Here is an 18,860-nt window from a genome sequence, read left to right on the forward strand (position 1 = left end):
AAAAACATGATGATGCATGTAATATTCAAAAATAATTTACAATTTTACATAAATAATGAAACGCCCGCAAGCATTGGCAATTGGCTTGCGGATGCTTGCGAGCGCGCTCATAATGTGAATGTGCTGTTTCGCTATTACTAGCGTGTTAAATAGAGGTAAATTAGCTGCATCGTGTGGTGAAGCGCCTCGTAGTGCGTACGTTCCATGCCGTGTGAAGCGTGAACGCCCGGACCGATTAGCGCACCGCGAATATCGTTTCCAGCTTTTAATGCAGCGCTGACATCTGAGCCATAGTAAGGATATATATCGACAGCATAGCTGAGTTCCACGGACTTTGCCAATTGGATGAGCTCAGAGACGAGGTTGTAGTCATAAGGACCAGAAGTATCCTTTGCACAGATTGACACGTCGAACTCTGTACAGCTTAAATCATCACCAATACAGCCCATATCAACGGCGAGCATTTCGACGACATCGGATGGTATTTGAGAAGCGCCGTGACCGACTTCTTCATAATTGCTAATCAACACTTTTGTCGTATAAGTCGGTTTGATATGATTGGCAGAAAGATATTCCATAACGCCAAGGATACAGGCGACGGATCCCTTATCATCAATGAAGCGTGATTTGACAAAATCATTGACAATAGTCGTCTTGGGGTCAATACAGATAAAATCGCCGGCTTGAATGCCTAAAGCAGCAGCATCTTCCTTTGAACGAACGCGTTCATCAAGGCGAACGATCATATTTTCAGGTGTTCGCGAAAGGGTAGACGCTTCTTTAAAGACGTGTGCGGCAGGTGCGTTACTTAGGAAAGTACCTGTGTAAACGTCGCCATCGCGTGTATGCACACGACAGTATTCGGAATCAAGTGTCGGAACAATAGGTCCGCCGACTAGTGTGAATTTTAAAAAGCCTTCGGCAGTGATGCTTCGCACCATAGCGCCAAGGGTGTCGACATGTGCTGAAAGTGCAACGGTTTTAGAAGGATCTTTTCCTTCAATGGTAATAATCATGCCGCCCTTCTGGTTAAAGGTATAAGCATAACCCAATGCATCGACCCACTCTGAAAGTGTTGCCATCATATGGTGCGTATAGCCGCTGGGGCTGTCCGTCTTGAGCAAGTGTTCCAACTTCTCTAGAAAATAAGATTTATTCACTTTTATCTTCATAAAGCACCTCCGGTTGATAAGGCTATTTTATCATAAATGAAGTCGTGTGCCCATTATTGACCTTCGTTTTTCGTTGCTTGGTAGGTGTCGATTGCATCCAGGAGTTGGGAGAGATAATCGTCTGTCAGCATGCCCGGATATGAATAATAGTACTCAAAGTCGGGGCCGATGAAGATTGTCGTCGGAAAGGCGGAGACACCGAACATACTGGCGAGGGCGCTGTCTTCATCTAAATAGAAGTCAAGATCATAACCGTACAAATCGATATAGTCCTGAACGGTCTGGGCATCTTCGCCGACATCAATAGCGACAACTTTAATACCATCACGTTGATGAACTTCGTTGAGCAGCGGCATCTCCTGTTCGCAGTATGTACACCATGTTGCCCAAAAATTGAGGATGATAAGCTGTCCTTCATAGTCGTAGAGCGATTTAGTATCACCATTTAAAGCGGTTAATTCAAAGTCGTCAAAATAATAGGGCTCCTGTGCTTCGGCGGTTTCGGATGATGCTTCTGCACTTTCAGAATCTGAATCGGCTGAGCTGGCTGTTGACGCTGACTGATCTGATTGTGCTGAAGTATTTCCGGGATCATTAGCATCGGGAGTATTGTTTTCTGCTGTTGGTGCATCGGTACTTTCAGTGGGGTTTACCGCAGTTGATGACGGCTCGACAGATGATGACGGTTCATCGGCGGGCTGGCATGCCGTCAAAGAAAGGATCAGCAGGATGCCTGCAAAAGACAGCAGTATTTTTTTCGATGGACGAAAAGTGTTTTTATAATTCATCATAAATAAACTCCTTGTTTCAGGAACACGGCATTATGGCGCCTGTTCGTGTTTATAAATTAAAAAGACTGCTAACCAAAGGACCCAGTTTACCGAGTAGCATTAATAGGCCTAACAAGCAGAGCGTGAGTCCAGCGAGTTTGTTGAGCCATGACATATGCTTATTCAGCGCTACAAGGTGGTTTTGTACAAAATCAATAAAGATGGCAGTGAGTAAAAATGGAATCGCCATGCCGAGGGAGTAGATCGTGAGCAAATAGACGCCTTCGCTGACATTGCTGCTAAAGGCTGTCGTCGAAGCGAGAATAGCACCGATAATCGGGCCGAAACAAGGTGTCCAGCCAAAGGCGAATGCCATTCCCATCCCAACGGCATAGAGTGGGGTTGTTTTTTTGAGGACGAATTGTTTCCGATAGTCCTGATGCATAAACGGCAATTTTAAAATGCCAAGCATATTAAGGCCGAAAAACAGGATAAAGATGCCTGCTACTCTGGAAAGCCATGCTTTATTGGAGGCAAATAATTTCCCGACAGCACTGGCAGTAACGCCCATGAGGATAAAGACGATGGTAAATCCTAAAATGAAGCCCAGTGTCTGAATAATGGCTTTTCGCCTTTGAAGTTTGATGTCTTCAACATCATAACTGCCGGTTAAATACATGATATAAGCTGGGATTAGCGGCAGTAAACAGGGTGAAAAAAAAGAGGCAATACCTGCTGTAAAGGCAGCCCATGCATTCACTTGAATAATCATAATGACCTCCTGATATGGATCGTTTCAACGGCATTATGCCCCATTATACACTAAGTGAAAACGCTTTTCAATTACGTTAATCCCTTCACAAGGGGGGTCGTATGTTGAGAAAGTATGTTAATGACTGGTAAATTCTCGTTGAATACAGTAAAATAGAGGAGAAAGAAATCAATGCATCAATGATGTGACAGCATTGAAATCGCTTAGGATATGTTTATGATAAAGGGGTATTAGGATGAAAAATTACAGGTTGACAAAACGCGGCAAGCTGACGGCTGGCATATTGGGGATATTGGCCGTTGCCGCCATTGCAGGCGGAGGTGTGTATACGGCAGGCTATGTATTTGTCTTTTGTTTAGCGGCATTGGGTTTATCCATTTACGAATTTTTCTTTAACCGTTAGTATGATAAACGTTCGGATGATGTTTTTGACGGGAGGCTTGTATGATTAGATACGGTCCGATATTTTGCGTTGTCCTCTTGTTGGTCAGCGCATTCTATTTTCAGCGAACCAAACGCGTACATATGATTCATCAGATCAGCGGCGGTATTTTCTTTATTGCATTTATACTGATGCTGTTCAATTTTTATTATATCAATGCTTACGGTGCTTATTTGTATCCGTCATTTCTCAGTCAGGTGTTAGGGTTTAAGGTTATCAGTACCTTAAGCGTTCTGGTGATCTCCGTCTTCTATATGACGATTGCCGCCATCACTTGGTTCTCCAATTATTCACTACGCAAATATATTGATCCTTCAAAAATTCCGACGTATTACAGTTTGATGCATATTATGAATGCGGCGATTACCATTGTAGTTTTTACAGACACGTTTGTAACACTGTATGTTGCCTATGTCATCATTATCATGGCTGCCTATCACATGATTCAGATTAAAAATAAAGTGGCGGCACCTTATGAGAAGCTAAGGTTTTTGACAATGAATCTCTTTGGACTGTTTTTATTGTTTGTTGGTCTCGCAATGATGGTGTACAAAACGCATGCGATGGATTTTGAAATGCTGCATGCGGCACTCAACACATTTCAGTCAGAGGATGCCAATTATTATACACTCAGTATGACACTGTGTATCGTAGGTCTTGGTGTCAATGGCGTGCTCTTTCCCTTTTTTGCGTGGATGCCGGATCTCTTTGCGACGACACCGGCACCACTCAGCGCACAGCTTTCGGCGGTGACCATCAAAATTTCGCCAATTGTGATGATGAAGCTCGTGTTCAGCGGCTATGGTATCACTTTGTTTAATGCGCTGCATTTAAATAGCGTCCTCGTTATCCTAGGCATCGCCAGTATGCTCAGTGGGTCTATTTTTGCAATTCACCAGCAGGATCTTAAGAAAATGATTGCTTATTCAACGATTTCGCAGCTGGGATATGTCTATTTAGCCATTGGCATTGGCAATGAATACGGCATTCGCATTGCACTGTATCAATTGCTGGCACATGTGGTAACCAAAGCGGCTATCTATATGAGCGTTGGTTCAATGTACGAGCAGGTGGGAACCACTGAAATAAAGCGATTGAAGGGTGTCGGTAAACAGCTTCCGATTACGCTTGGCTGTTTTGCACTTGGTGCAATATCCATGGTTGGCATCCCAATCTTGCCAGGATTTATCACGAAGTGGAATCTTTCGCTGGCAACGTTGACAAGCGGCAGTGTTATTCCCCTTTTTGTCATTCTTATTAGTGCGATTTTAAATGCAACGTACTATAGTACCGATTATAATCAATGGCTTTTTTGGTCCTGAAAATATTGAAATGCGGCACTTTGAAGTGACGGCAAAGCCCTTTAGAGAGGTTTTGCCACTGGTGTTTCTCATTGGCATCATGGTGCTGATGGGGTTTTTCGCCAATAGTATTTTTCACTTTATTAATGCCAAGGAACTAATGGCAGCAGTGATGACAGGGGGGGTGTACATATGACGGCAATTGGATTGTACACCATGGTTTTCCTGCCTTTTGCTTCTGGTGTCATTCATGAGTTTTTACCAAAGAAGCGGCAAAAACTTTCAAAGGGATGGGTGTTGACGACGCTGGGCGTTGAGATTTTTTTAATTTTACAGGCGCTTATCCGCGGCCAAAATGTTGAACTCGTCAGTGTTCAGATGATTGATCTTATTCGTCTTCACTTTCGATTAGACGGATTGGGAATTATCTTTTGCAGTTTGGCGATTTTTCTATGGCTCATGGCGACGCTATACAGTTTTTCTTATATGAAGGGCGAGCCGCGCGCGCATCATTTTTACAGCTATATGCTCTGTGTGCTGACGGCAGTGATCGGCATTGCGGTGTCAGGCAACCTGATGATGCTCTATATTTTTTACGAATTATTGACCATTACAACATTTCCGCTCATAATTTTTAGAAATACAGAAGAGGCCATTCGCTTGGGCAATAAATACTTAATTTACAGTTTTGTTGGTTCTAGTTTCGTAATCGTCGGTATGAGCGTTTATTTTTTTAATGTTGGCAATTTGGATTTTACGCCGTTTTCACAGGCGAGTGTCTATGGGGATACCCTCGTGATCAGTTACTTATTTCTGTTTTTGGGATTTGGTGTGAAGACGGCGCTGGTGCCATTTCATAGTTGGCTGCCTTCGGCAATGCTGGCGCCAACGCCTGTTAGTGCGTTGCTCCACGCTGTAGCCGTGGTAAAATCGGGTATTTTTGCGATGCTTCGATTGAATTATTACCTCTTTGGTGCGGCTTTTCTTAATGCGCATGGTTACTTGCAGAATGCATTGCTTACCATGGTAACGGTTTCTATTCTCGTTGGGGCCTTTTTGGCGTATCATCAAAAAAATCTTAAACGAAGGCTGGCGTACTCTACAATTAGTCAGCTTGGCTATATCATGCTCGGGATACTCATGTCAAATGGCATTGCGCTGACGGGAGCGCTGTTGCATTTCGTCAATCACGCTGTTATTAAAATGTCGTTGTTTTTCTGCGTTGGCAGTTTTTATAAAAATGCGAAGATTACAGATTTTGATGAAGTTGATGGCTACGGTAAAAAACTGCCTTTTAGCTTTGGTGCATTTATGATTGCAACCATCTCTATTATGGGCTTGCCGCCCACCAACGGCTTTGTCAGCAAGTGGTTTTTATCCCTCGGCGCCATTGAGCAGGCAAAGATGCCGTTTATTTTCGTCATGCTCTTCAGCGCCTTCATGACGGCGCTATACCTAATGCCGGTCGGCATTAATGCTTTTTTTAAATCGCCGAAAACAGAACGCGAGATTGTACCAATGGATCTGAGTATGCGCGTGCCAATTGCTGTGCTCGTGTTGCTGTGTCTCTTACTGGGACTCTTTCCAAATCCGCTGTTGACGTTTATCAACCAGCATGTCGTCAATTACTTGAACATATAGGAGGGTGAGATGAAAGTCAGTACAATGCTTTTAATAATCATCTTCATGCCGATGATTGCCAGTGTCGTCAGCTATTGGATTGGCATGATTCGAGAGTCATACCGCAATTTCTTTCTGATAGGTATGATGGTGGTAGAGGCCTTAATCACCTATAAGATCTACGGTATTGTCAGCACCGGTGAAGTCATCTGGTTGACGATTCCAGGCGTTATGGGAACGGGATTTGTATTAAAATGTGATTTGTATCGCTTTGTATTTGTGGCCATTGCCGTTTTTGCATGGTTTGTGACCATGTTGTATTCCTTTCTTTATTTGATCAAGTACAACCATCGAAATCGTTATTTTATGTTTTTTACACTGACATTGTCAGCAACGGTTGGATTTTTCCTTTCTGCCAATATCATCAATATGTTTACGTTCTTTGAAATATTGACCATTTCATTGTATCTATTGATTATTCACGATGAAGATGAGTACTCTCATGAAGCGGGTTCAATTTACCTGAACATGGCAATTTTCGGCGGCTTAGTCCAGCTTCTAGGCATTTTTATGCTCTATGCCTATACGGGGACTTTTATGATTGACGAAGTCGGTGCTATTTTTGAGGGGATGGGTTATATCAAATACGTGATTGCCATTCTGATTTTCATTGGTTATGCGGTTAAGGCAAGTTGTTTCCCACTGCATGTTTGGCTGCCGAAAGCCCATCCGGCGGCACCGTCTCCTGCCTCTGCGGTATTGTCCGGTGTCATGCTGAAATGCGGCGTATTCGGCATTATCATGGTAGCAAATGATTTTCTGAGACTCGATCATTATTTTGCCACAATGCTGATGATTATTGCCTATGCCAATATTATTCTGACGGGTATTATGGCTATGTATCAGCGGAATTTAAAGCGGATTATGGCCTTTAGCTCGATGAGCCAAATCGGCTTCATTTTGTTGGGTGTGGCACTGCTGGGGGTTGATGAAAACTATGCAGCCTACGGTACACTGCTGTATATTATTAACCATAGTATCTACAAAGTGCTGCTGTTTCTATGTGCCGGCGTTATCTATACGTTGGTCAAGGATTTGAGTTTAAATAACTTGAAGGGATTTGGCAGGGGCAAATATATTCTGTTTGTACTCTTTCTCGTGGGTGTTCTTGGTCTTACAGCGTTCCCGGGATTCAATGGTTACTTGGGAAAGACACTGCTATATCATGCGTTGGAACACTATGTCGAAATACACGGTTTCTTTTATCGCTTTTTACTGATTCTCTTTGATGTAGGCAGTATGATTACAGTGGCCTATGCATTAAAGATGATGGTGGCCATATTTATTTGGAAAGCGGAAGAAACACCGCCAAAGACCAGCAATAAGTGGATCTATTTCCCGCTGTTTCTATTGGCTTTTGCCATTTATTACGAAGGAACACATCCATCAATGATTTTATCGGCGTTGGGAGATGCCGCGATTCACTTAGGCGGAACACGTCAATTTCATTATGCCTTTTATGAAGTGGAAAACCTGATGCACAGTGCTGTGATCTTTTTGTTTGGCGGGCTGATTTACGTTTTCTTCATCAACGGACTGCTTAGAAAAAATGAAAATGGTAAGTGGATGTACGTGAATCCTTCAATGCACTGGATCAGTGCAGAGCGCCTTTTGTACCAGCCGAGTATGGCTTTTGTCCTTCACATTATGCCGCGGGCGATTATGCGAATTGACGCTAGACTCTCGCTGCTCTTTACACATATGATGACAGCATTGCTGCGCAGTTCGAATATTAAATTTAAAACGATATCAGATCGAGAATATACACTGAAGAGTATTGGCTTTGATGCAATGCGCTGGCTAAAAACAGTCAGCGGCAGTATGATTTTGGCACTTTTAGCAACCATGCTCATTTATATGATTTTAACATTGATCTAAACATTGATCTAAACATTAATGCAAAATAATGAAGCGCTGTCCTATTCAGTATTAAAACTGTTTAAGACAACGCTTTTTTATGAGATCGTATTTAATGTGTGTTTTGTAATCATATCGGCATCGCCGTCTTCGGAGATGACGATGACGATGACATCTGCATAAGTGGTGTTGTGAGAGACGGTTTCAACGTAGCGAATAGCAGAGTTATACCGAGCACCTCTTGATGGATCGCCTTTTTCAGTGGCGATGCCGTCGAGAATAACGCCAATGCCGTGACAGACGCCGTCCAAGTCCATGAGGATGGCTCCGTCAATACGTGTGATGGACTGAATATCGCTTTCGGAAAGTGGTTTGGGTTCAATGACAAATCCCTGATTTTTTAAACGAAGTGCTTCGCTGCGGGCATTCTTAGACAATACAATAAGGGTGCCCTTAATTTGTTTAAAGGCTTCTAAAATCAGTTTGTAGAGCTGTAGGGTATGCTTCGCATTAAATTCTGGATAGAGCTCGCGAAGTGTCCGACTGAATTTATAATAACTGATTTTGGGTTTGGGAATAAACAGTTCTTCATGGACGACTTGAAAGAGGCGGACGAGGTTGTACGATAGCTGCCAGCTTGCATAATGGCTAAACTCAATGGTTAGCAGCTGATTGAGATACCGTGACGCTTCAACAGCATCGAGGATGCGAACGGTGCCGTAGATATATTCCCCGTCTGAAAGCAGATAAATATCATCTCCAGATAGTTCCAAAATTTTGCGAATATGCCGTAACCGATGAAGTGGTATGGCAGTTTCAAAAGAGACGATTCGTTCAAAGGCGCTGTTGCGGGTAAGCCTAGTCAAATCATCCAGAGAAGCCAGTAGTATTTTGCCGTTGCTAAAAGTCTTTTCATAACTTAATGAAGAGATTTTACTAATGCTTTCAAATGGTGCGGCGCTTTGCGGCGCATCGAGCAGCTCTGTAAACAGTGATTTGCCGGCAGCACGCATTAACGAAACGACTGAGGGCGGTGAAAACACTTCCCCTTCGGCAAGTGTGCGGATTCCTTCATTAAGAATGCTCAGTGTTTCAGCGATAATGGCATCAATAATTGATCGGTTTACCGTTCGGCTGTTTACAGGCAGTCGTTCATAAGGTGAGAGCATTTTTCGGTCAAAGACGAGCAGAAACGCAATAAGATTTTGACGGGTTAATGTAAATTGTGTTATGACTATTTGATGCCACTCGTGGTCAAAATCCGGCATAAGTTCGATGAATGCCTGAAGTTCGTGTTTTTTTTCATAAAGCGTTTCGAGCTGTTCGTGATCTGTTTTGAAGGTAAAAGCCTTATCTTTATATGTCATAATGAGGTTATTGGAAGCGATGTGAAAGGTAATGGCGCCCATTTCGGGAATCAGCTCTTCATCGACGTTTTTGAAAATTTGTGTGATATAGGGCTCAAAAGCACCTGTTAATTGATATGCATTTAACAAACTCATCCCTCCATCATATCCCAGTTCTTATTCAATATATACCATAAAGACAGTGTTTGTAAGCAATAAAAAAAGAATACTAGAGCAAGGAAACTCTAGTATTATTAAGGAATGACTATATCAATTAATTATCAAGTTAAATTGTAACATAGGGATTCTCAGAGGGAGGTACAATTTAAGATGATAATAATTGCTGTTATTAATATATCAATTTTAACATACCAACAGCCTCTGTGACAAGAATTTTCAACTATTTTGTGAATTTAAAATTGGGATAGGGTATAATAGAATAGATTGATAAACAGACTAGCTTGAGGAGTCATTCATGAAGAAAATAATGCTCATATCAAAGGATGTTGCATTTTTTGGTAAGTTTGAAAGGCGTTTTAATCCAGAACACTATGCACTTAAGTGGGTGGAGCACATTGAAGCGTCTTATTTGCCGCTTGAAGCAGAAAATTTTAATACGGTTATTGTCGACATTGCCAATCAGGATGAAAATGAACAATATCTAAAGTTTTTACAAAAGCATTACCCTAAAATTATCCGCATCAATATTGAAAATCATCAATATGGAATGGCATTTAAGGGCAACGCGCATGCGCAGATGAGTTGGCGTAAGAATCAGGATATATCCGAACTCGTCCTCATGGTATTGAAACTCATCGAAATTGATGAACGGATTAATAATGCCGAACTGCTGAACTTAGTATCTAATCTGCGGCACTTGCCGACACTTCCCAAAATTTATAATGTCTTGACAGGCCTTATTGAAAATAATGCCTCAGTGGATGCAATATCAACACGACTTGAAGAAGATCCTGCCATTGCCACCAATGTGCTGAAACTGGCGAATAGTGCTTTTTATAATGCGAAGACGGGCTCTGTTCGACAGGCGATTATGTACATAGGGCTCAACAATGTTAAAAACATTATATTGACGAATGCCGTCTTTGACAATAACGGACTTGATCCCGAATTTAAAGAAGTACACTGGCGGCATGTTAATTATGCTAATAAAATACTCAATGCCTTGTATATTGAAGTGCTTGGAAAAAAACTGAATAACAATATATCGGCCGCTGGGTTATTACATGATGTCGGCAATATTGTCCTCATGTGCAATTTTCCGCAGTTACTGAGAGATATTCTCAAGCAGTCTTCAGATCATGAAATCTATTTAGTTGAAAAAGATCAGATTGGTTTTAGTCATGAAGAATTAGGGGGACATTTACTGGATTTGTGGGGATTACCAATACCGGTGATCGAAGCGGCACTTTATCATCACGACCCGATGAATGAAAACATCGTCAACTGCGAACTCATTATGAGCATGCATATTGCCGATTACTATGCATGGAAAATCGTTGGTGTAGATGATGCTGACTTATCGCTTAATGCATTGGTTTTTTCGGAAATGGGCATTCCGAAATCGGTATTTGATGCATTTTACGAACAGTTTAAACAGCGCGATGTTGGATAATTCTCGCTTTATCATGGCGCTTTACAAGAAAATTTGTTATGATAGTGAGCATAGCTATTGATTGAAGGGAGACGATTATGTCGGATAAAGTACTTGCAAAAGTAAATGGCAGAGCCATTACTGAAAATGATTTAAACATGTTCTTTCAAACACTTGGACAGCAGGTTCAATCGCAGTTTCAAGGTGATGAGGGAATGAAACGCCTTTTGGATGAATTGGTTTACCAAGAGCTTTTCTACGCAGAAGCGGTGGATACAAAGCTTGAAGAAACTGAGGCTTTCAAGGTGGAACTCAATCAAGCAAAAGAAAACCTGCTTAAACAGTTCAATATAAAAAATCTTATTGAAGGTGTAGCGGTAACAGATGATGAGGCAACAGCTTTCTACGAAGCCAATACGCAGTATTTTGCATCTGGCGAACAAGTCAAGGCATCACATATTTTGGTTGATACCCTTGAAAAAGCCAATGAAGTTCAAGAAGCGTTAAAAGGTGACTTGTCTTTTGAAGAAGCTGCAAAAACATATTCATCATGCCCGTCTAAAGAAAACGGCGGCGATTTGGGCTTTTTCCAAAAAGGTCAAATGGTACCTGAATTTGAAGCAGCTGCATTTGAAATGGCAACCGATACGGTTTCTGAACCCGTTCAAACACAATTTGGTTTTCATATTATCAAGAAAACAGGTTATACAGAAGCGGCTGTGCAGTCATTTGATGCCGTTGCAGCTCAGATTAAGCAGCAATTGCTCATTCAGAAACAAAATGCGACTTACCTTGAAAAGGTAGAAGCGTTAAAGAGCAAATATACAGTTGAGATGTTATAGAAAACGTTAAAGTGTTTTTGCATATAAAACGCGGTTGCGGATGTTTTACGAAGATCGTCGCAGCCAGTTGAATCGAATTTCAAAGTGAGCAGCGAGAAAAATCAGCCGATTTTGACATTGTTAAATATGTCGAAATCGGTTTTTTGATGGTTATTTCCGGATTAATTTTCTATTTTAAAGTCCTATTTTAAGGTTTCTGTTGGTCTATAATTCAAGAAACGTGTTACATTATCTTGTTTAAAGGGCTTGGTAAAATTGATCATTACGGCATGTTTTAACGCCAAACGACAGATTAGCGGATAGAATGGTGCGATACGGTAGGTGCAGCGAACGCAGTTGTGCTATAATAGACATGAGTAAAGTTAGGTTATTCAGTCTAGACAAAGGAGCAGGGGTGTGTTGATAAAAGATTTTAAAGTGGGAGAAGAAGTGACGACCTTTTTCCTGATTAAAGCGAAAAATGTGAAAACCTCTAGTGCAAACAAGCCGTATATCGATTTTACATTTCAAGACGTCACAGGTGACATCAATGCGAAGCTATGGGATGTCAAAGGCGATATTGAACATATTTACAACCCGGGTGAACTGGTAAAAGTCATGGGGACTGTTACCCAATGGCAATCGACGTTGCAGCTGAAGATTATTAAAATCCGCAATGTAGAACCTGAAGATAAAGTAGACTATGGTCAATTTATTCCAGTTGCGCCAATTGATCCGGAAACGATGTTTAATGAAATTTTATTTTATATCAACAAAATGACGCATAAAGATTTTAAAAAGCTGACATTGGCACTTTTGGAAGAATCCAAGAGCAGATTGATGTACTATCCGGCGGCAAAGTCCAATCATCATGCGATTAAGAGCGGTTTGCTCTATCACATTATTCGCATGCTTCGAACAGGTGATGCACTGTGCGATATTTATCATAACTGCAATCGCGATTTAGTTTTGGCAGGCATCATTCTTCACGATATCGAAAAGCTGAATGAAATGGATGCCAATGAGCTTGGCATTGTTGGAGAATACACGAAAGAAGGTCAGCTCTTAGGCCATATTATCATGGGCATTAAGAAAATTGAAAAGACGGCAGAAGCCCTTAAAATAGACCCTGAAGTTTCACTTTTGCTTCAGCATATGATTCTTGCGCACCATTATGAGCCGGAATTTGGCAGTCCAAAGAAACCATTGATTCCAGAAGGTGAATTGCTGCATTACATCGATATGATCGATGCACGCATGTACGATATGAACAAAGCGCTGAAAGATTTGGAAGCTGAGCAGTTTACCGATCCAATCTTTGTCCTCGACAGAAGACGGCTCTATCGGTCGAAGTTTGCTGTAACGGATGAAAATTAGACGAGACTAAAAAGCAAAAACGCAACCCCCTCATTCGTAGTTGTATGGATGAGGGGGTTGTCTTAAATAGAATATCGGCTAATTTCTTAATTAGCCGTGAACGGTTGAGAGGTGACAATGAAAAGCGGCAAGGATCATACTAAGATCTTTGCCGTTTGAATGTTATTTGAATATAAGCGAAAAACCGAAAATCGCACTTTTGTATTGTTATAGAAAATGACTTTTTAGACGTTAATAACAGCTGTGTGATTAGTAGATTCCCTTGTCAATGCAGCATTTTTTAAACTTCTTGCCGCTGCCGCACGGGCATGGATCATTTCTACCGATCTTGTTTTCAATAACAACGGTTACGGAACGGTTATAATCCTTTTTAATCTCTGCTTGACGCTCTTTGGTGAGAATGTCATCCCATGCCGAAATAGAGTAGAGCCATTCTGCTTTTGCTTTATGCATGTTAAAATAGAGTTTTTCGAAATCGATCGTAGCATCAAATGCCGTCTCTTCCGTAAAACTGTCTAAATCGAGCGCTTCGGTTAAGCTCGTGTTGATTCCGTCGAGAAAACCGACGGCAAGTGTAGGCGAAAGGTCGTGCTTTTCGCCAAAAGCAGCAACGGTATCGTTCAATTGTGTTGTTTTTTCAGTGAGTATAGCTTCGTAAATGTCTTTTTCCTGCGCCAAATATTGATTCCAAAATTCATCTGACGCACCATTGCCTTCCAAAAGGGCCGTCCAATCTTTAAATAGTGACATCGAAATGTCTCCTTTCATAATTTTCCAGTGTTAAGTCTATCATACTCGCTAAACGGTTTCAACTGGAAACTTTTTTTGTTATAATCAAGATTGAGATGGCATACGGTATTAGAACTGAGTCATTAGCGCATAACGAAGCGCATGGCCTTTTAAATCTGCCGCTGGTACGACAGAGGCGAAAGGGTCTTGAAACGTGCAATTGCAAAATACGCCGCGGAAGAAAAAGGAGAACGAGTATGTGCAAAGACATCAATGCGACAAAAGAAAAGTTCCACCATTATATTAAACAATTACAAGGTTTGGATTATACATCGAACATCGTCTTTTGGGATGCTTCAACAGGTGCGCCGAAGAGTGGCGTAGAAGCGCGAAGCAATGCCATTGGCGTCATCAGCAGCTTTTATCATCGCATAATGACGGATTCTGAATTTAATGCATGTATTGATGCGCTCGCAGCGGTGCCTGACGAATGTGACGAGATAACAAATGCGCTCATCAGACATTATCAGAGAGAACACAATCGCGTGTCAAAAATTCCAGCTGATGAATACGAAGCTTTTCAGGCACATATTACAAAATCTGCCGCAGCATGGGAAGATGCCAAGGAAGCAGAGGCATATGATCAATTTGAGCCCTATTTAGAAAAATCCGTTGAGATGATGAAAAAGTTTGCCGAGTATCGCGGCTATTCAGGTCATCCATATAATTTGTTTATTGATGATTATGAACCGGGGATGACTGTCGATCAATTGGATGTTTTTTTCGAAACACTTAAAGCGCGTCTCGTCCCGCTATTGAAAAAGATTATTGCCTTGCCTAAGCCGAACACTGAATTTGTGACCGCATCATATCCAGTTGCAAAACAACAGCATCTTAGCGAGACTCTATTGGATCTCATTGGCTTTAAGCGTGATCACGGCCTGTTTAAAGAAAGCATACACCCTTTTACCATGGGCGTGGATATTGAAGATGTGCGGCTGACAACGCATTTTTATGAAAATGATCTATTGTCGGCGATGCTTAGTACTGTACACGAAGGCGGTCATGGTATTTATGAGCAAAATGTCGACAAGCGTTTGCGCGGTACGCCAATTGCAACCGGTGCATCCAATGCCCTTCATGAATCGCAGTCTAGGATTTACGAAAACAATTTTTTCCGAAACAAGGCTTTTATTCATCACTTATATCCGATCTTAAAAGAGACTTTTGCAGAACAGTTTAAAACAGTTAGCGAAATGGATCTTTATCGTGCTGTCAATATCGTTCAACCATCGCTCATTAGAACAGAAGCAGATGAATTAACGTATTCACTGCACATTCTACTGCGATATGAGCTCGAATTAGCGCTTATCAGTGGGACGTTAAGTGTAGCGGACCTTCCAAAAGCATGGTATGATAAAATGGAACAATATTTAGGCGTGGTGCCATCCAACGATGGCGAAGGCGTTCTTCAGGATGTACACTGGGCGGAAGCGCTGTTTGGATATTTTCCAACCTATGCACTCGGCAGTGCGTATGCCGCACAGCTTTACCATTACATGTCGAAAGATTTAGCGATTGAAACACTGCTTGCAGAAGGCGATTTTGAGCCGATTACAAAATGGCTCAACGATAAGGTTCATCAATATGGCGCATTGTACGATCCAACCGTTTTAATTGAGAAGATTACAGGTGAACCGCTAAATGCCGATTATTATTGTGATTATCTCGAAAAGAAATATACAGCATTATATCAACTGTAATGAAGCATAATCGTGAGGAGGTTTATTAATGAGCAACCATGGTCTTAGAGGGAATGTGCTCGTCGCACAGGGTGGTGGACCAACAGCCGTCATTAACCAATCTTTGGTGGGTGTCGTCCTTGAAGCAAAAAAATATCCGCAGGTCGACAGAATTTACGGTGCACTGCACGGCGTTGAAGGTATTGCCACAGAACAGTTTCTCGATTTGACAGGCGAAACGCGTTCGAATCTTGAAGCGGTGGCAAAAACGCCTGCATCCGCATTGCTGTCGACGCGTGTGAAACCGGACGCGGCTTATTGCCAGAAAATGTTTCAGGTGATGAAAGCGCATGATATCCGTTTCTTCTTTTATATCGGCGGCAACGATTCGTCGGATACCGTTAGAATTATCAAAGAGGAAGCTAAAAAAGATGACTATGAGTTTCGGGCTATTCATATACCAAAAACAGTAGACAACGACCTCGTCATGAGTGATCATACACCTGGTTACGGATCTGCGGCAAGATATGTCGCCTCTGCATTCTCCGGTGTCAACTTTGACAATAAGTCGCTGGGCGGCGTATACATTGGCGTTGTCATGGGGCGGCATGCCGGCTTTTTAACGGCGGCTTCCGTTCTCGGTAAAGTTTATAATGATGATGGACCGCATTTGGTCTATTTGCCGGAACGCGCATTTACCATTGAGCACTTTATCAATGATGTCAAAGAAGCTTATGACAAATATGGCAGATGTATTATCGCAGTGTCTGAGGGCATTCAGGATGAAGATGGTGTTCCGATTGTAACCAAGCTACAGGAGCATATTGAAAAAGATGCACATGGCAATGTTCAGCTCTCCGGTACAGGCGCGCTTGGCGACTTGTTGGTTGCAGAAGTAAAATTGAAACTTGGGATTAAACGCGTTCGCGCCGATACACTTGGATACATCCAGCGATCTTTCCTTGGCTGTACGTCGGATGTTGATCAGATGGAAGCACGTGAAGTTGGTGAAAAGGCCGTTCAATATGCACTTGATGATGGTCTTGACGGTTCAGTTTCCATTGTAAGAACGGGTGATTATGCTGTAGCATACCGTTTGCTTGAACTCGAACAGATAGCGGCAAAGACGAAGCATATGGATCCTTCTTATATTAATGAAGCCGGTAACTATGTGACAGAAGCATTTTTTAAATATGCAAAACCGCTGATTGGTTCAGGCTTCCCGCATGGTGCGCGGCTCAGAGCACAGATGGTCGAGAAATTAATTAAATAATAGTTTAAAACACAAAGCGTTTTGCATGGATGTGCAAAACGCTTTCGTATAAAATGACCATCGTGAAAGATGGCATTAATGAGGTTTGACGGATTTTTGAAGAACAGGAGTATGGATCATGAAAATTGTATTGCTGGACGGTTATACGATTAATCCCGGCGATATTGGCTGGGGTCCGCTGGAAGCACTGGGGGATATCGAAATATACGATCGCTGTGAGCAGGATCAGATCGTGGAACGGGCTAAAGATGCAGAAATTGTGTTGGTAAATAAATTGACTTTTGACGATGCTGTTATGGCGTCGCTGCCCAAATTAAAGTACATTGGCGTCACTGCTACCGGCTACAACATTGTAGATGTTGAGAGCGCGAGAAAGCGTGGCATTACAGTGACCAATATTCCGGCTTATGGGACGGACGCCGTTGCCCAGCATACCATGGCACTTATGCTTGAAATCGCCTGTCGTGTGGGGCAGCATGCGCAATTGGTCAAGGAAGGCGCGTGGGCAGCACAGCCTGATTTTAGTTTTTGGGAGCACCCGCTTATTGAATTGTCCGGCAAGACGCTGGGCTTAATTGGAACGGGGCGGATTGGCATGACGGTGGCCAAGATGGCAGCTGCTTTTGGCATGCAAGTCATTGCCTATAATCGCACGCATTACCCTGAACACGAACATGCGCAATTTAAATATACGTCGCTGGAAACCGTTTTGACGACTTCGGACGTCATCAGCTTGCATTGTCCGCTTACACCTGAAACGGAACAGATCATCAACGCAGAACACTTGGCAATGATGAAAGAAAGCGCCATTTTTATCAACACGGCACGCGGTGGACTAATGGATGAAACGGCACTGTATGAAGCGCTTAAGCAGAAGACGATCTTTGCAGCAGGCCTTGATGTTTTGACACTGGAACCGCCGGAGGCAGACCACCCACTTTACCATTTGGACAATTGCTTTATAACGCCGCATATCGCTTGGGCGCCAAAAGAAGCGCGGTTGAGACTAATGACAATTGCCGCAGACAATATTCGCGCTTTTATGAAGGGTGAACGCTTAAATATCGTTTCATAAAGCGTTATGTAAAAAACAGTAAGGATTAAATGTTTAATTTCGACGAACAGCCATCTATGATACAAATGTCTATGAACTTAAAAATAAAATCGCACTTTGTCCGACTGATAAACGGATAAAGTGCGATTATCAATTTAATCTTGTATGACGATGCTGCAACAGGGATAATGAAATGCCATTCAGACAATTTTATACCCCACCCCCCAGACTGTTTCAATAAGTTGCGCGTGTTCAGAAGCAGTTTCAATTTTTTCGCGAATGCGCTTGACATGTACCGTTACGGTAAAAGCATCACCGAGGCTGTCGTATTTCCAGACGCGTTCATATATTTCTTCTTTTGAAAAAACGCGTCCTCTATTTTTAGCCAGAAGGAGTATGATATCAAATTCTTTTGGCGTTAAGTCCAATTGTATGCCGTCAACTGTAAAGGTCTTTGTGACTTCGTTAATGCTCATATTGCGAATCATAATATTCGCATCGTCAAAGGCATTTGCAGGGGATGACTTCATTTTTTTATAGCGTCTGAGCTGTGCTTTCACGCGGGCAATTAGCTCATTGGTACTAAAGGGCTTTGTCATATAATCATCGGCGCCAACACCTAGGCCCAGTACGATGTCCATATCCTGATCTTTGGCAGAGACGATGATAATGGGGATGTCTTTAAGCGATTGAATACGCTTGCAAATTTCAATGCCGTTTCCCTTTGGCAGCATTAAGTCCAAAATGACGAGATTAACATCGTCAAGCAAAGGGATGATTTTAGAAATGTCGCCTGTTTCTTCGATAGTGACGGCGTAGCCATTAATTTCAAGATAGTCCTTTTGAAGTCTGGCGATGCTTTTATCGTCTTCAATGACGAGAATTTTTTCCATTTTTATCTCCAATTTTATA

17 protein-coding genes are annotated in these 18,860 nt (G+C 42.1%); 11 read left to right on the top strand and 6 right to left on the bottom strand.

What is annotated here, in order from left to right:
• Nucleotides 1-137 precede the first annotated feature (137 nt).
• The 3 genes from KHM83_RS05410 to KHM83_RS05420 are packed head-to-tail and all read right to left on the bottom strand — an operon-like array spanning nucleotide 138 to nucleotide 2,714.
• On the bottom strand, nucleotides 138-1,172 hold the full coding sequence (locus KHM83_RS05410) for a M42 family metallopeptidase (RefSeq protein ID WP_213235888.1): 1,035 nt from the start codon (nucleotides 1,170-1,172) through the stop codon (nucleotides 138-140).
• A 53-nt stretch (nucleotides 1,173-1,225) separates the two neighbouring features.
• On the bottom strand, nucleotides 1,226-1,963 hold the full coding sequence (locus tag KHM83_RS05415) for a TlpA family protein disulfide reductase (protein WP_213235889.1): 738 nt from the start codon (nucleotides 1,961-1,963) through the stop codon (nucleotides 1,226-1,228).
• A gap of 49 nt (nucleotides 1,964-2,012) precedes the next feature.
• Nucleotides 2,013-2,714, bottom strand: coding sequence for a cytochrome c biogenesis CcdA family protein (locus KHM83_RS05420; RefSeq protein WP_213235890.1), 702 nt, complete (start codon nucleotides 2,712-2,714; stop codon nucleotides 2,013-2,015).
• 235 nt (nucleotides 2,715-2,949) lie between these two features.
• On the opposite strand from KHM83_RS05420, the gene KHM83_RS05425 reads away from it, so the two are divergent.
• The 5 genes from KHM83_RS05425 to KHM83_RS05445 are packed head-to-tail and all read left to right on the top strand — an operon-like array spanning nucleotide 2,950 to nucleotide 8,015.
• Nucleotides 2,950-3,117 (top strand): hypothetical protein, encoded by a 168-nt coding sequence (locus KHM83_RS05425; protein WP_213235891.1) that lies wholly within the window; start codon nucleotides 2,950-2,952, stop codon nucleotides 3,115-3,117.
• Nucleotides 3,118-3,158: 41 nt separating this feature from the next.
• A complete protein-coding gene (locus KHM83_RS05430; protein ID WP_213235892.1) occupies nucleotides 3,159-4,478 on the top strand; it encodes a complex I subunit 5 family protein in 1,320 nt (439 codons plus the stop codon).
• Nucleotides 4,429-4,653, top strand: coding sequence for a hypothetical protein (locus KHM83_RS05435; protein WP_213235893.1), 225 nt, complete (start codon nucleotides 4,429-4,431; stop codon nucleotides 4,651-4,653). The genes KHM83_RS05430 and KHM83_RS05435 overlap by 50 nt, the downstream gene beginning before the upstream one ends.
• Nucleotides 4,650-6,098 carry a complex I subunit 5 family protein gene (locus KHM83_RS05440; RefSeq protein WP_213235894.1) on the top strand — a complete coding sequence of 483 codons (1,449 nt, stop codon included), beginning with the start codon at nucleotides 4,650-4,652 and terminating at the stop codon, nucleotides 6,096-6,098. Before KHM83_RS05435 ends, KHM83_RS05440 begins: the two co-directional genes overlap by 4 nt.
• Before the next feature lie 9 nt (nucleotides 6,099-6,107).
• Nucleotides 6,108-8,015 (top strand): complex I subunit 5 family protein, encoded by a 1,908-nt coding sequence (locus KHM83_RS05445; RefSeq protein ID WP_213235895.1) that lies wholly within the window; start codon nucleotides 6,108-6,110, stop codon nucleotides 8,013-8,015.
• A 77-nt stretch (nucleotides 8,016-8,092) separates the two neighbouring features.
• Here KHM83_RS05445 and KHM83_RS05450 read toward each other — a convergent pair whose 3' ends face one another.
• Nucleotides 8,093-9,490, bottom strand: coding sequence for a DNA integrity scanning protein DisA nucleotide-binding domain protein (locus KHM83_RS05450; protein ID WP_213235896.1), 1,398 nt, complete (start codon nucleotides 9,488-9,490; stop codon nucleotides 8,093-8,095).
• Between the two features lie 325 nt (nucleotides 9,491-9,815).
• Between KHM83_RS05450 and KHM83_RS05455 the strand changes: the two genes are divergently transcribed.
• The 3 genes from KHM83_RS05455 to KHM83_RS05465 all read left to right on the top strand — a co-directional run bounded on the left by KHM83_RS05455 (nucleotide 9,816) and on the right by KHM83_RS05465 (nucleotide 13,150).
• Complete coding sequence (locus KHM83_RS05455) at nucleotides 9,816-10,973, top strand: HDOD domain-containing protein (RefSeq protein WP_213235897.1); 1,158 nt, start codon at nucleotides 9,816-9,818, stop codon at nucleotides 10,971-10,973.
• Between the two features lie 77 nt (nucleotides 10,974-11,050).
• Nucleotides 11,051-11,794 carry a peptidylprolyl isomerase gene (locus KHM83_RS05460; RefSeq protein WP_213235898.1) on the top strand — a complete coding sequence of 248 codons (744 nt, stop codon included), beginning with the start codon at nucleotides 11,051-11,053 and terminating at the stop codon, nucleotides 11,792-11,794.
• A gap of 396 nt (nucleotides 11,795-12,190) precedes the next feature.
• Nucleotides 12,191-13,150: a 3'-5' exoribonuclease YhaM family protein gene (locus tag KHM83_RS05465; RefSeq protein WP_213235899.1), complete on the top strand. Its 960-nt coding sequence runs from the start codon at nucleotides 12,191-12,193 to the stop codon at nucleotides 13,148-13,150.
• 249 nt (nucleotides 13,151-13,399) lie between these two features.
• Here the strand turns inward: KHM83_RS05465 and KHM83_RS05470 are convergent, their stop codons facing one another.
• Nucleotides 13,400-13,900 (bottom strand): SEC-C metal-binding domain-containing protein, encoded by a 501-nt coding sequence (locus tag KHM83_RS05470; RefSeq protein ID WP_213235900.1) that lies wholly within the window; start codon nucleotides 13,898-13,900, stop codon nucleotides 13,400-13,402.
• Between the two features lie 236 nt (nucleotides 13,901-14,136).
• On the opposite strand from KHM83_RS05470, the gene KHM83_RS05475 reads away from it, so the two are divergent.
• The 3 genes from KHM83_RS05475 to KHM83_RS05485 all read left to right on the top strand — a co-directional run bounded on the left by KHM83_RS05475 (nucleotide 14,137) and on the right by KHM83_RS05485 (nucleotide 17,969).
• Nucleotides 14,137-15,642 (top strand): carboxypeptidase M32, encoded by a 1,506-nt coding sequence (locus tag KHM83_RS05475; RefSeq protein WP_213235901.1) that lies wholly within the window; start codon nucleotides 14,137-14,139, stop codon nucleotides 15,640-15,642.
• A 28-nt stretch (nucleotides 15,643-15,670) separates the two neighbouring features.
• The gene (locus KHM83_RS05480; protein ID WP_213235902.1) at nucleotides 15,671-16,894 is read left to right on the top strand and encodes a 6-phosphofructokinase; all 1,224 of its coding nucleotides are present in this window, start codon (nucleotides 15,671-15,673) and stop codon (nucleotides 16,892-16,894) included.
• A gap of 118 nt (nucleotides 16,895-17,012) precedes the next feature.
• Nucleotides 17,013-17,969 (top strand): D-2-hydroxyacid dehydrogenase, encoded by a 957-nt coding sequence (locus KHM83_RS05485; protein WP_213235903.1) that lies wholly within the window; start codon nucleotides 17,013-17,015, stop codon nucleotides 17,967-17,969.
• A 179-nt stretch (nucleotides 17,970-18,148) separates the two neighbouring features.
• On the opposite strand, the gene KHM83_RS05490 is transcribed toward KHM83_RS05485, so the two are convergent.
• Nucleotides 18,149-18,841 (bottom strand): response regulator transcription factor, encoded by a 693-nt coding sequence (locus KHM83_RS05490; protein WP_213235904.1) that lies wholly within the window; start codon nucleotides 18,839-18,841, stop codon nucleotides 18,149-18,151.
• Between the last annotated feature and the right edge of the window lie 19 nt (nucleotides 18,842-18,860).

The sequence above is a fragment of the Fusibacter paucivorans genome, from assembly GCF_018390735.1.
Taxonomy (GTDB): Bacteria; Bacillota; Clostridia; order Peptostreptococcales; family Acidaminobacteraceae; genus Fusibacter; species Fusibacter paucivorans.